This is a genomic window from Lactobacillus sp. ESL0785, from assembly GCF_029395455.1.
Classification (GTDB): domain Bacteria; phylum Bacillota; class Bacilli; order Lactobacillales; family Lactobacillaceae; genus Lactobacillus.
In genome coordinates this window covers 905,704-920,003 of record NZ_CP113916.1, presented here as the reverse complement: position 1 = coordinate 920,003, position 14,300 = coordinate 905,704, and the positions used below count along the sequence as shown (strand labels likewise).

Below are 14,300 nucleotides of genomic sequence, written 5' to 3'. Positions count from 1 at the left end.
ATGGAACAAATGGAAAAAAGAACAGATTATTGTGGTAATATTACCGCTGCGTATCTTGGTCAAGAAGTTAATTTATATGGTTGGGTACAACGTGTCCGTAATTTAGGTAACTTATTATTTATTGATTTACGTGATCGGGAAGGATTAGTTCAAGTTGTCGTTAACCATGATTCTGGTGCAGAATTGATGGCTACTGCTGAAGAACTTGGTAACGAATACGTAGTACAGGTCAAAGGAACTGTTGTTAAGCGGTCAAGCATTAACCCAGACATGAAGACAGGGGAAGTTGAGATTGAAGCTGCAGCAATTGAAATTTTAAACAAATCACAAAATCCACCGTTTGAAATTAAAGATGATATTGAAGTTGGTGAACAAACACGGTTAAAATATCGTTACCTTGATTTACGACGTCCGGGATTACAACAAGCCATTATTTTAAGATCAAAGATTTTACGTGCAACGCATGAATACTTTGACGAGCACGGCTTTATTGATATTGAAACACCAATTTTAGGAAAGTCCTCACCAGAAGGTGCGCGTGACTACCTGGTACCATCAAGAATTTATCCTGGAAGTTTTTACGCTTTGCCACAATCACCGCAATTATTTAAGCAATTATTGATGGGTGCAGGATTTGACAAATACTATCAACTTGCTAGATGTTTTCGGGATGAGGACTTGCGTGGTGACCGGCAACCTGAATTTACCCAAATTGATATGGAAACTTCATTCACCGATGAGAAGCAAGTGCAAGATTATACTGAAGGTCTGCTCAAGAAAATCATGAAGGATGTTATGGGAGTTGAATTAAAGACACCGATTGCCCGAATTTCTTGGACTGACTCAATGAATAATTACGGTACAGATAAGCCTGATACTCGTTTTGGCATGTTAATTCATGATTTAAGCAGTATTTTTAAGGATAGTGACTTTAAAGTCTTCTCTGGTGCAATTCAAGATGGTGGTTTTGTTAAAGGAATCGCTGTTAAAAATGGTGCTAAGGCATATTCACGTAAGAAAATTGAGAAAAAGCAAGACTACATCAAACGTTACCACGCTAAAGGACTTGCGTGGGTTAAGTTTGAAGATGGCGAATTTTCTGGTCCGATTAGCCGCTTCTTAACAGATGACAATCAGGCAGCTTTAATCAAGGAATTTGGTCTTGAGGGCGGCGAATTAATTGTCTTTATCGCTGATAAGTGGAAAGTTTGTTGTGATTCCTTAGATCATTTACGACGTGAATTTGCTAAAGAAACCGACATTATTCCTAAGCATGTCTTTGACTTTGTCTGGGTTGTTGACTGGCCGTTATTTGAATACGATGAAGGCTTTGGTCGCTGGATTGCTGCCCACCACCCATTCACAATGCCTGATGATGAAGGAATTAAGCTGCTTGATACTGATCCACACAAGGCTCATGCCCGCAGTTATGATATTGTCATGAACGGGGATGAACTTGGTGGTGGTTCAATCAGAATCCACAAACGTTCAATTCAAGAAAAAATGTTTAAGGCACTTGGCTTTACTAAGAAGCGCGCTTACGAACAGTTTGGTTACTTGCTCGATGCTCTTGACATGGGCTTTCCACCACATGCTGGATTAGCTATCGGACTTGATCGTTTTGCCATGATGTTAGCAGAGAAGGATAATATCCGCGATGTCTTGGCCTTTCCAAAGAATGCCAGTGCTTCAGAACCAATGATGCACGCACCAGCTCCAGTTGCCGAGCAGCAATTAACTGACTTAGGAATTGAAGTTGAAGAGCAATACCAGGAAAGTGTTGCGCAAACAGAGGCACGTTTACAAGAAGAAGCACAAAAAGATGCGGATCAAAACGCAACTTGGGATGAAGAATAACTAAAACAACAAAAACGATGTAAATTTTCACATCGTTTTTGTTGTACTAATCTTAATTTAATGGTATTTTTGACAAAAAAGGACAATCACATTTGTGATTGTCCTTTTAGTAGTGCCTTTAACTTTATTTTAAGTTACTTAAAAATGTTAATGCAGCATCGTAGTCTGGTTCGTCGGTCATTTCGTAAACCAATTCTTGGTACAAAACTTCGCCGTCAGCAGAAATAATCCAAACACTTCTTGAATCTACGCCGCTTTCAAGGTAAAGACCCATTTCTTCACCAAAGTTGTGGCTTTCATCTGATAAAATTTCCATGTTTTTAACGCCTTCAGCAGCACACCAATTCTTTTGGTCATCAAGAGTATTAGTAGAAATAGTGTAGAAGTTAATGCCAGCAAACTTATCAACTTCGTTGTTGAAACGTTTAGTTGAAATACTGCAGACACTAGTGTTAAGGTCAGGAACAACACTAATTAAAGTCGGCTTAGATAATAAGTCAGCCTTGGTTGCTTTACTACCGTCAGCTCTAACAACAGTAAAATCTGGCAACTTATCGCCAACCTTAGGTGGTTCACCGTTAGTATATAGAGGCTCATTTAATCTTGTAATTTTCATAATAAAATCCCTTCATTTGATTGATGTCTAATTTGATAAATTATTTATCTAATCAATTTTACTATAAAAATGGCAGAAAGGCGTCTACTTTGCTTACAGCTGGTTAACGTAATCAGTAATTCGCAAAACGGCTTCTTTTAAATCAGCTTCAGAAGCGGCATAAGATAACCGAATAAATCCTTGCCCGCCTTGACCAAAAAAGCTTCCTGGCATAACACCGACTTTAGCCTTAGCAGCAAGATCTTTGGCAAACTTAACATCATCTTGCCCAAACTTGGCCGGAATTTTAGCAAAAATATAAAATGCACCTTCTGGTGTTGCCATGTTAAAACCACATTTTTTGAGGCCCTGTTCAATGATGTTTAATCGCTTTTCATAAATTCCACGGGCTTGTTGATAATCATTTTGCCCGTTAGTAAGTGCCTCAGTAGCTGCAGCTTGGACATTGTCAGTGACAGCTGTGATTAAGAAGAAATTAACTTTAATAATCGTACTCATAATTTCTGCGGGACCAGCAATATAACCAAGACGCCAGCCAGTCATTGCCACACTTTTAGATAAACCTGATAATAATAGTGTTCGCTCAGGAATTAATTGAGTAAGTGAATAGTGCTGTTTGTGGTTGTAAATCAATTCGGCATAGATTTCATCACTAATCGCATACAAATTATAGTCCATGATCACTTGTGCTAATGCGGTTAATTCTTCCTTACTATATACACGGCCAGTCGGGTTTGAAGGATCGGTTAAAATTACAGCTTTGGCACCTTTGCCTTCATTTTTTAAAACATTTTTTAAGTGATCGGCTGTAAGAATAAAATTATCTTGTGCTGTGTCGATTTGAACTGGAATAGCACCGGCCATTTCGATAATCCCAAAATAAACGCCCCAAACAGGAGTAGGAACAAGAATTTTATCACCCGGATTAAGGAGTGTCATGCAAACTAGATTCAGTGCTTCAGTAACACCAACTGTTGTACAAATTTCACTTGCAGGATTATATGTGACGTCTAAACTATCCTTTAAATAAGTACTAATTGCTGCTAGCAACTCTGCCTTACCAGCTTGAGGCGCATAATGCGAATCATCCTTTTCAATATCAGTAATTGCAGCTTGCTTAATGTGCTCCGGCGTTTTTAAATCTGGTTCACCGATTGTCAATTTAATTATTTCAGGAATTTGCGAAATTTCATCATTAAATTGACCCATTTGCGAAACTGGTAGATGATGTATTCTTGAATTGATTGTTTTGCTTAAATCTTTTGCTAAATGTGGCATAATTAAAACCTTTCTAATAATATACTTCCCAAATGATTATAAACTAAAAGACTTGTAAACTGAATTAAAAAATCGCAAACTTTAATAAGCACTTAAACAATAAATAATTGCTATTTGGATGTATAGTTAAAAATGAGGTGAAATACATGGAAGAAAACAAAAAGAATGAACGATTAAAGCAGCTGACTAATGACCAGTATGAAGTTACGCAAAATGCTGCAACTGATTATCCATTCAGAGGCAAGTATGATGATTTTTATGAACCGGGAATTTATGTTGACATTGTATCCGGCGAACCATTATTTTCTAGTAAAGATAAATATGATGCCGGGTGTGGTTGGCCTAGTTTTACTAAACCAATTAAAAAGTTAAATTATCGCCGCGACCAATCGCACCAAATGGAGCGAACTGAGGTCCGTAGTCCTGAGGCAGATTCGCATTTAGGTCATGTTTTTACGGATGGTCCAAGTGATCGTGGTGGATTGCGTTATTGTATTAATTCTTCAGCCTTGAAATTCATTCCTTATGAGCAACTTGAACAAGCCGGCTATGGTGAATATGAAAAGATATTTAAATAATTTTTATTATGTAAAGCTGAATTAAAAAATAAAAAAGCACTACAAATTTGTAGTGCTTTTTAACTTAAACAATTTCTTGCTCCTTAAACCGGCCATAAACTCGCTCAACTTCGCTTACACTCATGAATGCATAAGGATCACTCTTTTTAATGATCTGTAAAATATCATACATATCGTAACGGTCAATCACTGTAATCAAAACCGTTTTTTCATTATGGCTGTACGCACCTTCAACATCGTGAAAAATAGTAATGCCACGGTGCATTTTTTCTTGAATACCATCAATAATTACCTGTGGTTGTTCAGTAACAATGATTACCTGTAATTTTTGATGTTGGGTATAAACTGCATCAATTACGCGCCCATTAATAAAAATTGTTAAAGCAGAGTAGAGTGCTCGACTCCAGCCGAAGGCAAAACCCGCGGCAGCGATAATTATTAAGTTAATCAGGATATTAACTTTGCCGTAACTTGCACCTGTTTTTTGCCGAATGACGATCCCAATGATGTCAATGCCACCAGTAGAAATGCCGTTTTTCAAAGCAAAGCCAGTCCCCAATCCATTGACCATGCCGCCAAAGATAGCACAAACCAGCGGATCAATATGCATGCTAATTGGATTTACTACGTGCATCATAAATGATCCTAAAACAACGGTAATAATTGTAAACACAGTAAACTTGTGCCCAATTTTAAACCAACCAAGTAAAAAAAGAGGCACGTTTAATGCAAAATACATTGTTGACGTACTCAACGTAAACGGCAAAAAACGTTCACTCAGTGTGTTAATCAGTTGGGCAAATCCTGTTACTCCTGATGAGTACATGTGTCCGGGTGTCCAAAAGAAGTTAAGAGCAACGGCTACGGCAAGCGAATAAAAGAAGGATGCTGAAATTTTTGAAAGCAGGTTATACCGCCTGTTAAATTTATCAAGTTGATCCATATATTAAATATTAGTCCCCTTTATTAAAACTACTGACAGGCAAACATGATTAGTGTAACAAAAGTTGCTTTTTTAACCAACAAGAAAATGCTTTTTCGTTAAAGTTTCTTAATTAAAAATAACCAGCAATCAAGCTGGTTACATCTGTGGATGTTTAACAAAGTAAAATCAAATCTCTAGTATAGTATAATTATTGTTATTTAGTATGTAATATACCGCAATACAACATCCACATCTATATCGTAACACGGATTATCTATCAAATAGTAGTAATTTTACTTTGACCAATGTTTCTTAATAAATTCTGCCCGGCCACCAGACTCTTCAAGTTCATATCTTGAAGGATCCTTTTTATAAAAGTCTTGGTGGTATTCTTCTGCAGGATAGAAGGGTTGAGCTGGTTCAATTTTAGTGACAATAGGTTTATCAAATTTGCCGCTAGCTTCTAAAGCAGCTTTAGATTTTTCCGCAGCTGCTTTTTGCACTGGTGAATTATAAAAAATAACGGGACGGTAATTGTCACCACGATCTTGAAATTGTCCCATTGCATCAGTTGGATCAGTTACTTGCCAATAGTATTCAAGCAGCTTCTCATATGGCATAACTGTAGGATCAAAAGTAATTTCAACAGCTTCAGTATGACCAGTTGTCCCAGAGCAAACTTGTTCATAGGTTGGATTGGCAACTTGGCCGCCAGTATAGCCAGAAATTACCTGCTTAATTCCCGGTAAACTATCAAATGGTTGCACCATGCACCAAAAACAGCCACCAGCAAAAATTGCTGTTGTTAATTTAGAATTTTTCTCTTGTTGTGTCATTAATGTACCTCGAAAACAATTTGTTAATGTGATTAAGTAAAAATAATACTAATAATTAAACGATATTTACAGTTCCTCAATTCCTAGATGACGCAAAATTAATGCAGCCGTTTCTTCAATTGACCGGTGAGCAACATTAATTACATAACAGCCTAATTTTTCATATAATTGTTGGGCTGAGTTAAGCTCTGCTCTAATTGCATCAGTATTGGAATAAGTTGTATCCGGATTAAGGCCGTAAGAGATCATTCGTTGGCGCCTAATTTCGTTTAAGACAGACAGATCATTAGTTAAACCAATAATTTTTTTCGGATCAATTTTATAAATTTCTTTAGGAATATGGGTGTCGGGAACAAGAGGCAAGTTAGCCACCTTTAAGTTCTTATTAGCCAAAAATAACGAAAGTGGTGTCTTAGAAGTCCGAGAAACACCTAGTAGCACAACGTCGGCTTCTAAGAACCCTTTCGGGTCTTTACCATCATCATACATTACTGCAAATTCCATCGCTGAAATACGGTCAAAATATTGTTGGTTCATCTTGTGTTGAGCACCAATACGTTCTAGCGGTCGTATTCCTGTTACTTTTTGCAAGGCCTCAACAGCTGGCGACAAAATGTCAACACTTTGAATTTTATGTTCACGGACAAACCGAATAACTGGAATTTGCATTTCGTCTTTGACTAAACTATAAATAATTACTAAATTAGGATACTGCTCAATTTCAGTAAAAGTTTGTTCGAGACGCTTCTTATCAATAATAAAAGGGTAGCGCCGATAATTAATCTGAGCATCAGGAAATTGAGCCGCAGCAGCGATTGCATTGTTAAAGGCAGTATCGCCGGCCGAATCAGAAATGATAATTATATTAACTTCTTTTTTTGGTGTTTCTTCACTCATTAGTAACTCCTTTTTTTGTTTAATTATACCTTTTTAAAATGGGCAATAACAGATTTTATTAATCAATTACACAGAAAAATAGATTTTTTTGAAAAATATTACAGATTTGTATTGACCGTACGATATGGTTTGTTATAATTTAAATAAATGCAATGACGGTAACGTCAAGAAATGGAAGGAGGGATCACACATGGCTAAGACAGTCGTTCACGAAAACGAGTCTATTGATGATGCTCTTCGTCGTTTCAAACGTTCCGTTTCAAGAAGTGGTACCTTGCAAGAATACCGCAAACGCGAATTCTACGAAAAACCTAGTGTACGTAGAAAGCTTAAATCTGAAGCAGCACGGAAACGTAGACATTATTAATATATAAAGAAACGACTTCTATCTGTTGGTAGAGGTCGTTTTTTTACGTTAAATTTGTTATAATTTATCTGGATTATATTTTAGAAAGAAGGAGTAGTTGTGAGTTTATCTGAACAAATCATGGCGGATATGAAAGAAGCTATGAAAGCCCGTGATAAAATCAGATTGAATACTGTACGGATGATTAAGTCAGCTTTAATGAATGAAAAAATCAAGGCTGGTCATGAACTCAGTCCTGATGAAGAACTAACGGTATTAAACCGAGAAAAAAAGCAGCGTGAAGAATCAATCGCAGAATTTACGAAGGCCAAACGCGATGACTTAGCCGAAGAAACTAAAAAAGAATTGGCTGTTGTTGAAAGTTACATGCCAAAGCAGTTATCTCAAGCTGAATTAAAGCAAATTGTAACTGAAACAATTGCTGAAGTTGGTGCAAAAGGCAAATCAGATTTTGGCAAAGTAATGAAAGCTTTAATGCCTAAAATTAAGGGTAAGGCTGACGGTAAGGCCGCTTCAAGTGCGGTTCAAAGCCAGTTGAACTAAGCAAGAAAAGGAGCGAAGTTTTTGGCTCAAACCAATTTTATTCCTAAAAATCCGGAAAATATGCAGCAATTAGTTGGAATTAATGACGGTAATCTTAACTTAATGGCTGAAGGTTATGATATCAGCGTTACCGACATGGGTAACCAAATTGTGGTTGCTGGTGAGCAAGATAATGTACTGAAAGTAATTGCAGTTCTAAAGGCTTTAGACCAAATTGTGGGAACGGGTGTTAACATCGGTGCCCCCGACGTTGTCAGTGCAATGAAGATGGCGGATAAGGGAACTACGGAATATTTTTCAGACCTCTATAAACAAATTTTAATTCGGGATGCTAAAGGTAAGCCGATTAGAGTTAAAAATATGGGGCAGAAGCGATATGTCGAAGCTATCCAAAAAAGTGATGTTGTATTTGGGATCGGACCTGCCGGTACTGGTAAGACATTCTTGGCCGTTGTTTGTGCAATTGCAGCTTTTAAAAAGGGTGAGGTTTCTCGCATTGTTTTAACACGTCCAGCTGTTGAAGCTGGTGAATCACTAGGATTTTTGCCAGGAGATTTAAAGGAAAAAGTTGATCCGTATTTGCGGCCAATCTATGATTCGCTCTATGCTATTTTAGGAACTAACACCACTGATCGACTAATGGAACGTGGTGTAATTGAAGTGGCGCCACTTGCTTATATGCGGGGAAGAACTCTTGATGATGCCTTTGTTATTTTAGATGAAGCTCAAAATACAACCGATGCGCAGATGAAGATGTTTTTAACGCGGTTAGGTTTTAATTCGAAAATGATTGTTAACGGCGATATGACACAGGTAGACTTACCGGGTCGTCAACGCAGCGGCTTAATTGATGCACAGCGAATTTTAAAGGGTATTGACCAAATTAAATTTATTAGGTTTACGGCTAACGATGTTGTACGACATCCAGTTGTTGCCAAAATCATCAACGCTTATGAGAAAGAGGACGAACGACATTAATGATGCCTATTGAAATTACTTATAATGACGAGGTCAATTTTTTGAAGAGTGATGCGCGTGATTGGCAAGCTTGGATTGCCAAATTATTATTATTAGCCAAAAAAGAAATTGCTAAAAATAATAATCTGGCAATGAGTATCAATTTTGTCGATGAAGAACGCAGTCATGCAATCAATAAAGAATATCGGGGTAAAGACCGACCAACTGATGTTATTTCATTTGCAATTGAAGATGGCGAAGATGACCTTGATTTAGCAGCTTTTACTGCTGACCCAGATTTTCAAGAAGACATTGGTGACTTATTCATGTGTCCTAGTGTAATTAAGCGGCATAGTAAGGAATATGGTACAGGATGGGATCGTGAATTTGGTTATACATTAGTTCATGGCTTTTTACATCTTAATGGTTATGACCATATTGAACCTGATGAAGCAAAAGAAATGTTTGGCATTCAAGGTAAAGTACTTGAAGAATATGGGTTACCACTGTATCCTGACCAATTAGATGAAGGCAGAGGAAAATAATGACTGAAAATAAGAAAAATAAATCTGGTTTTGTTGCATTGGTTGGCCGACCAAATGTTGGTAAGTCTACTTTGATGAATAATTTAGTCGGTCAAAAAGTCGCAATTACTTCTAATAAGCCGCAGACAACTCGTGATAAAATTTCTGGTATTTATACAACTGACGACATGCAAGTTGTCTTTGTGGATACGCCGGGGATTTTTAAGCCACATTTGAAGTTGGATGATTATATGGATCAGGCCAGCATTTCTAGTTTAAATGATGTTGATCTGGTTTTGTTTATGGTTGAACCTGAGAAAATTGGTAAAGGTGACGAATATATCGTTCAATTGCTGAAGCAAGTTAAGGTACCAGTTTTTTTGGTAATTAATAAAGTTGATCAGGTAAATCCCAACAACTTGTTGCCAATCATTGATTCTTACCGCAAATTAGATTTGTTTAAAGAATTTTTACCAATTTCTGCTACTCAAGGGGTTGGAATTACCGACTTAATTGCAATTTTGCACCAGTATTTACCAGCAGGACCAGATTATTATGATCCTGACCAAATTACTGATCGTCCAGAATATTTTATGGTTTCTGAGTTAGTACGTGAACAAATTTTGAAATTAACTGCTGAGGAAGTTCCACATGCAACTGCAGTTTGGGTTGAACGGATGAACCAACACGAAAAAGGCAAGCTGCAAATTGAAGCCACAATCTACGTTGAAAAGAGTGGTCAAAAAGGCATTATTATTGGTAAGGGCGGTAAAATGCTGAAGCAGATTGGTATTAATTCGCGACGACAAATTGAGAATCTGCTTGGTGAAAAAGTTAATTTACATTTATGGGTTAAAGTGCAGCGTAATTGGCGCTCTGATCCTAGCTTTTTAAAGCAGATTGGTTACGATAAGAAGGCTTTATCCTAAAATGGCACGTGAACTTAAAGAAGTTCAGGGCATTATTTTTAAAAGGCAAAAATTTAAAGAAGCAGATTTACTTGCTAAGATTATTACTAAAGAAAATGGCATTATTACGATGATTGCTCGGGGAGCATTGCGTCCGAAATCCAAGTTAGGTGCAGCTTTGCTTAACTTTTCTTACGGGACTTACGTTATTTATACTAGTGGTCAGGGTTTAAGTAATCTGCGAACTTATAAAGAAGTAAGGCAGTTTGATGGGTTATTTAATGACCTGACTAAGAATGCTTATGCTTCTTTTATTTTGGATTTAATTGACCATGCCTTCGTTGAACATCAACCGTTGAGTAAATATTATGCTTTAGCTGAATTTGCCTTGCAAAAAATTAATGCTGGTGTAGATCCGGAAATGATTACCCAAATTGTCCAGATGCAGCTACTCGCAGCTTACGGAGTTGAACCTGAGTTACGTAATTGTGTTATTTGTGGCAAAAGTCAGGGCATTTTCGATTATTCAATTAAGCGTGGCGGTATTATTTGTAGTGATCATTTTTATACAGAAACTAGTCGGCTCCGCTTACAACCTAAAGAAACAGCTATCTTAAGAACAATCGGCTTACTGCCAATTGCACGTCTAGGTTCAATTACAGTCAATGAAGGAACTAAAAAAGCTACACGCAAAGCAATTGACCGCATTTATCGGGAAACAATTGATTTAAACTTGAAAACCAAAAAATTCTTAGATGAATTAAAATTATTTTAGGTAAGGATTTTGTTTACTTACGTGATTATGGTAAAATACCAGTGTATTTTGATGTAGATGAGGATTTTAAAAAGTACCAGTTAAGCGAGTGTTAGTTAGTGTGAGGACATCTGGGAAAAGGCACCTCTAGTCAATCCAATTAAGAGCAGGGAAAATATTCCCTGAATTAGGGTGGAACCGCGATCAAATCTCGTCCCTATGCAAGTTTTGCATAGGCTTTTTTTATGGCCTAATGCAGGGAGGAATTATAATGGCAAAGAAAAAATTAACAATTCAAGAAATGATTTTTAAACTGGAAGAATTTTGGTCTTCCAAAGGTTGTATGATTATGCCGTCATATGATGTCGAAAAGGGTGCAGGCACCATGAGTCCCTATACCTTTTTACGAGCAGTCGGACCTGAACCTTGGGCTGCTTGTTATGTTGAACCATCAAGACGGCCAGCTGATGGGCGTTATGGTGATAACCCTAATCGCTTGTTTCAACATCACCAATTCCAAGCTGTAATTAAACCAGCACCTGAAAATATTCAACAATATTATTTAGATAGTTTGCAAGTTTTAGGAATTAATCCGCTAGAACACGATATTAGATTCGTTGAAGATAACTGGGAAAATCCGTCAATGGGTTGTGCCGGTGTTGGTTGGGAAGTTTGGCTTGATGGGATGGAAGTTAGTCAATTTACTTATTTCCAAACTGTTGGTGAACTTGATGTTAAGCCAACTATGAGTGAAATTACTTATGGTGTTGAACGTCTGGCTTCATATATTCAAGACGTTAATTCAGTCTTTGATTTGGAATGGGGCAATGGCGTTCTTTACCGCGATATCTTTAAAGAAGCTGAATACGAGCATTCTAAGTATGCTTTTGAAGAATCAAACCAAGAGAATTTATTAAAGTTCTTTGATGTTTATGAAAAAACTGCTAAGCGTTTACTAAGTCAAAATTTAGTACAACCAGCTTACGATTACATTTTGAAGTGTTCACATACTTTTAACTTACTTGATGCTCGCGGCGCAGTTTCAGTTACTGAACGGGCTGGCTATTTGGCACGAATCAGAAACTTGGCACATGAAGTTGCTGTTTGCTTTGTTCAAGAACGTGAAAAGCGTGGCTTTCCATTATTAAAGAATGCAGAAGACAAGAAGGCAGGCATTGAAAATGACTAAAGATTATTTATTTGAAATTGGAATTGAAGAAATGCCAGCGCATGTTGTTTCTCGCAGTGTGAAGCAATTAGCTGACAGAACGAGAAAATTTTTAAAAGAAAATGGCTTAAAGTTTAAGGATATTAAGACTTACTCAACACCTCGTAGATTGACAATTCTTGTTGAAGACTTAGCTGAAAAGCAGGCTGACATTGATGAAATTAAAAAAGGTCCAGCAAAAAAAATTGCTCAAGATGCTGATGGTAATTGGACAAAGGCTGCTCAAGGATTTGCTCGTGGTCAAGGAATGACTGCTGATGATATTTATTTTGCTGAACTTAAGGGTACAGAATATGCTTACGTTCATGTTCAACAAGAAGGCAAGCAGGCCAGCGAGATTTTGCTGGGAATGAGTGATATTGTTAAGGCAATGACTTTTCCAACCAAAATGCGTTGGGATTCGCATGATTTTGAATTTGTTCGTCCGATTCACTGGTTAGTTTCACTATTTGGCAGCGACGTAATTCCTGTGAAAATTTTAGATATTACTGCTGGCCGCAAAACTGAAGGCCATCGTTTCTTAGGTGATGCCGTTGTTTTGGCTAATAGTGACGATTATGAAGATGCTTTGAAGGATCAATATGTGATTGTTGATGCTAACGAACGTAAAGACATGATTGTTCAACAGATGCAAGAATTGGTTAAGAAACATAATTGGCGGATTAAATTAGATAAGAATTTACTTGAAGAAGTCACTAATTTAGTTGAATATCCGACTGTTTTTGCAGGGACATTTGCTGAAAAATACTTGCAAATGCCACAAGAAGTTTTAATAACTTCAATGAAAGATAATCAACGTTACTTTGAAGTTTATGATCAAAATGACAATTTAATTAACCATTTTATTGCTGTTCGTAATGGAAACAAAGACTTTTTAGACAATGTTATCTCTGGTAATGAAAAAGTTTTAGTAGCACGGCTGGATGATGCCCAATTCTTTTATGATGAGGACCGCAAGTACCCGTTGAGTCATTTTGTCCAAAGACTAAACAATGTCTCTTTTCATGATAAGATTGGTTCAATGGCTGAAAAAACACAACGTGTTCGCATTATTGGTGATTTCTTAGCCAAAAAATGGCAATTGGCTGACCAAACAATTGTTGATTTTGATCGTGCTAGTGAACTATATAAGTTTGATTTAGTTACCCAGATGGTCGGCGAGTTTACTGAACTGCAAGGTGTAATGGGCATGCATTATGCCAAGCTTGCTGGTGAAAACGATGACGTTGCTGTTGCCATTAAAGAACACTATATGCCGTTATCTGCAGAGGGAGAATTACCACAAACGACTGTGGGTTCACTACTGTCAGTTGCTGATAAACTTGATACAATTATTACGTTCTTTGCAGCTGGGATGATCCCCACTTCGTCTAACGATCCTTATGCTTTACGACGTTACGCTTACGGCATTGTCCGCATTTTATTAAATCAAAAATGGTCATTACCGTTTAATCAAGTTTTGCCAGAAATCGTAGCTTTACTTGATGGTAAAACCGCAGCTAAGTTGCCTAAATCAACAGAGCAAGATGAAGAAATTGCTTCCTTTATTCGTGATCGGATTAATCAATATTTACAAAAGAATAAGTTTAAGTATGATATTGTTGATGCTGTTTTAGCTTCTAGTCAGCAAGATCCAATTCGAATTTTAGCTGCCGCAAATGTTTTACAGGCACACCACGATGATGAACAATTTAAGCCAGTAGTTGAAAGTCTAATCAGAATTAACAATATTTTGAAGAAAGCTAAATTTAAGGGGCAAGTTCAGGTTGATTCTAGTTTGTTTACAGATAACAGTGAAAATGAGCTTTACCTAGGTGTTGAAAACTTGCAAGCTGTGACTAATTTAACTGAACTTTATGATGACTTTGTTAAATTACAACCAATTATTGATCACTACTTCGAAACTAATATGATTATGGCGAAAGATGAAGCAGTTAAAAATAATCGATTAGCACAATTAAGTACAATTAGTAATTTAGCTGATCGGTTAGGTGATTTAAGTAAGTTAGTAATTAAATAATGATAAAGATAG

At 37.0% G+C, this 14,300-nt stretch carries 15 protein-coding genes; 10 read left to right on the top strand and 5 right to left on the bottom strand.

Translation table 11 applies throughout. The features are described from left to right. Positions 1-1,857: an aspartate--tRNA ligase gene (aspS, locus tag OZY43_RS04465; protein ID WP_277166355.1), complete on the top strand. Its 1,857-nt coding sequence runs from the start codon at positions 1-3 to the stop codon at positions 1,855-1,857. 124 nt (positions 1,858-1,981) lie between these two features. On the opposite strand, the gene tpx is transcribed toward aspS, so the two are convergent. Both tpx and OZY43_RS04455 read right to left on the bottom strand, forming a co-directional pair. Further along, positions 1,982-2,473, bottom strand: coding sequence for a thiol peroxidase (tpx, locus tag OZY43_RS04460; RefSeq protein WP_277163842.1), 492 nt, complete (start codon positions 2,471-2,473; stop codon positions 1,982-1,984). 93 nt (positions 2,474-2,566) lie between these two features. Further along, entirely contained in the window at positions 2,567-3,751 is a 1,185-nt protein-coding gene (locus tag OZY43_RS04455; protein WP_277163841.1) for an aminotransferase class I/II-fold pyridoxal phosphate-dependent enzyme, read from the bottom strand. A 146-nt stretch (positions 3,752-3,897) separates the two neighbouring features. Here OZY43_RS04455 and msrB point away from each other — a divergent pair, with 146 nt between their 5' ends. Further along, complete coding sequence (msrB, locus tag OZY43_RS04450; protein ID WP_277163839.1) at positions 3,898-4,329, top strand: peptide-methionine (R)-S-oxide reductase MsrB; 432 nt, start codon at positions 3,898-3,900, stop codon at positions 4,327-4,329. Positions 4,330-4,393: 64 nt separating this feature from the next. Here the strand turns inward: msrB and OZY43_RS04445 are convergent, their stop codons facing one another. The 3 genes from OZY43_RS04445 to OZY43_RS04435 all read right to left on the bottom strand — a co-directional run bounded on the left by OZY43_RS04445 (position 4,394) and on the right by OZY43_RS04435 (position 6,987). Then, positions 4,394-5,272: a YitT family protein gene (locus tag OZY43_RS04445; RefSeq protein ID WP_277163838.1), complete on the bottom strand. Its 879-nt coding sequence runs from the start codon at positions 5,270-5,272 to the stop codon at positions 4,394-4,396. Positions 5,273-5,547: 275 nt separating this feature from the next. Further along, positions 5,548-6,090, bottom strand: coding sequence for a peptide-methionine (S)-S-oxide reductase MsrA (gene msrA / locus OZY43_RS04440; protein ID WP_277163837.1), 543 nt, complete (start codon positions 6,088-6,090; stop codon positions 5,548-5,550). A gap of 66 nt (positions 6,091-6,156) precedes the next feature. Beyond that, positions 6,157-6,987, bottom strand: coding sequence for a pyruvate, water dikinase regulatory protein (locus OZY43_RS04435; RefSeq protein ID WP_277163836.1), 831 nt, complete (start codon positions 6,985-6,987; stop codon positions 6,157-6,159). A gap of 190 nt (positions 6,988-7,177) precedes the next feature. Between OZY43_RS04435 and rpsU the strand changes: the two genes are divergently transcribed. From rpsU to glyS, 8 genes are all read left to right on the top strand, one after another. Further along, positions 7,178-7,354 (top strand): 30S ribosomal protein S21, encoded by a 177-nt coding sequence (rpsU, locus tag OZY43_RS04430; RefSeq protein WP_009560161.1) that lies wholly within the window; start codon positions 7,178-7,180, stop codon positions 7,352-7,354. 99 nt (positions 7,355-7,453) lie between these two features. Continuing rightward, positions 7,454-7,897, top strand: a complete 444-nt coding sequence (locus OZY43_RS04425) for a GatB/YqeY domain-containing protein (protein ID WP_277163835.1) — start codon at positions 7,454-7,456, stop codon at positions 7,895-7,897. A gap of 21 nt (positions 7,898-7,918) precedes the next feature. After that, entirely contained in the window at positions 7,919-8,875 is a 957-nt protein-coding gene (locus OZY43_RS04420) for a PhoH family protein (protein ID WP_277163834.1), read from the top strand. After that, positions 8,875-9,399, top strand: a complete 525-nt coding sequence (gene ybeY, locus OZY43_RS04415) for an rRNA maturation RNase YbeY (RefSeq protein WP_277163832.1) — start codon at positions 8,875-8,877, stop codon at positions 9,397-9,399. Before OZY43_RS04420 ends, ybeY begins: the two co-directional genes overlap by 1 nt. After that, on the top strand, positions 9,399-10,307 hold the full coding sequence (gene era / locus OZY43_RS04410) for a GTPase Era (RefSeq protein ID WP_277163830.1): 909 nt from the start codon (positions 9,399-9,401) through the stop codon (positions 10,305-10,307). The genes ybeY and era overlap by 1 nt, the downstream gene beginning before the upstream one ends. A 1-nt stretch (position 10,308) precedes the next feature. Beyond that, entirely contained in the window at positions 10,309-11,061 is a 753-nt protein-coding gene (gene recO / locus OZY43_RS04405; protein WP_277163829.1) for a DNA repair protein RecO, read from the top strand. Between the two features lie 250 nt (positions 11,062-11,311). Beyond that, positions 11,312-12,229, top strand: a complete 918-nt coding sequence (gene glyQ, locus OZY43_RS04400; RefSeq protein WP_277163828.1) for a glycine--tRNA ligase subunit alpha — start codon at positions 11,312-11,314, stop codon at positions 12,227-12,229. Continuing rightward, on the top strand, positions 12,222-14,288 hold the full coding sequence (gene glyS / locus OZY43_RS04395; protein WP_277163827.1) for a glycine--tRNA ligase subunit beta: 2,067 nt from the start codon (positions 12,222-12,224) through the stop codon (positions 14,286-14,288). Before glyQ ends, glyS begins: the two co-directional genes overlap by 8 nt. Positions 14,289-14,300: the final 12 nt, after the last annotated feature.

What these genes read in the sequence shown, in the direction of transcription:
- aspS (WP_277166355.1), top strand. Translation starts at nt 1, where the DNA reads ATGGAACAAATGGAAAAAAGAACAGATTATTGTGGTAATATTACCGCT.
- tpx (WP_277163842.1), bottom strand. Translation starts at nt 2,473, where the DNA reads ATGAAAATTACAAGATTAAATGAGCCTCTATATACTAACGGTGAACCA.
- OZY43_RS04455 (WP_277163841.1), bottom strand. Translation starts at nt 3,751, where the DNA reads ATGCCACATTTAGCAAAAGATTTAAGCAAAACAATCAATTCAAGAATA.
- msrB (WP_277163839.1), top strand. Translation starts at nt 3,898, where the DNA reads ATGGAAGAAAACAAAAAGAATGAACGATTAAAGCAGCTGACTAATGAC.
- OZY43_RS04445 (WP_277163838.1), bottom strand. Translation starts at nt 5,272, where the DNA reads ATGGATCAACTTGATAAATTTAACAGGCGGTATAACCTGCTTTCAAAA.
- msrA (WP_277163837.1), bottom strand. Translation starts at nt 6,090, where the DNA reads ATGACACAACAAGAGAAAAATTCTAAATTAACAACAGCAATTTTTGCT.
- OZY43_RS04435 (WP_277163836.1), bottom strand. Translation starts at nt 6,987, where the DNA reads ATGAGTGAAGAAACACCAAAAAAAGAAGTTAATATAATTATCATTTCT.
- rpsU (WP_009560161.1), top strand. Translation starts at nt 7,178, where the DNA reads ATGGCTAAGACAGTCGTTCACGAAAACGAGTCTATTGATGATGCTCTT.
- ybeY (WP_277163832.1), top strand. Translation starts at nt 8,875, where the DNA reads ATGATGCCTATTGAAATTACTTATAATGACGAGGTCAATTTTTTGAAG.
- era (WP_277163830.1), top strand. Translation starts at nt 9,399, where the DNA reads ATGACTGAAAATAAGAAAAATAAATCTGGTTTTGTTGCATTGGTTGGC.
- recO (WP_277163829.1), top strand. Translation starts at nt 10,309, where the DNA reads ATGGCACGTGAACTTAAAGAAGTTCAGGGCATTATTTTTAAAAGGCAA.
- glyQ (WP_277163828.1), top strand. Translation starts at nt 11,312, where the DNA reads ATGGCAAAGAAAAAATTAACAATTCAAGAAATGATTTTTAAACTGGAA.
- glyS (WP_277163827.1), top strand. Translation starts at nt 12,222, where the DNA reads ATGACTAAAGATTATTTATTTGAAATTGGAATTGAAGAAATGCCAGCG.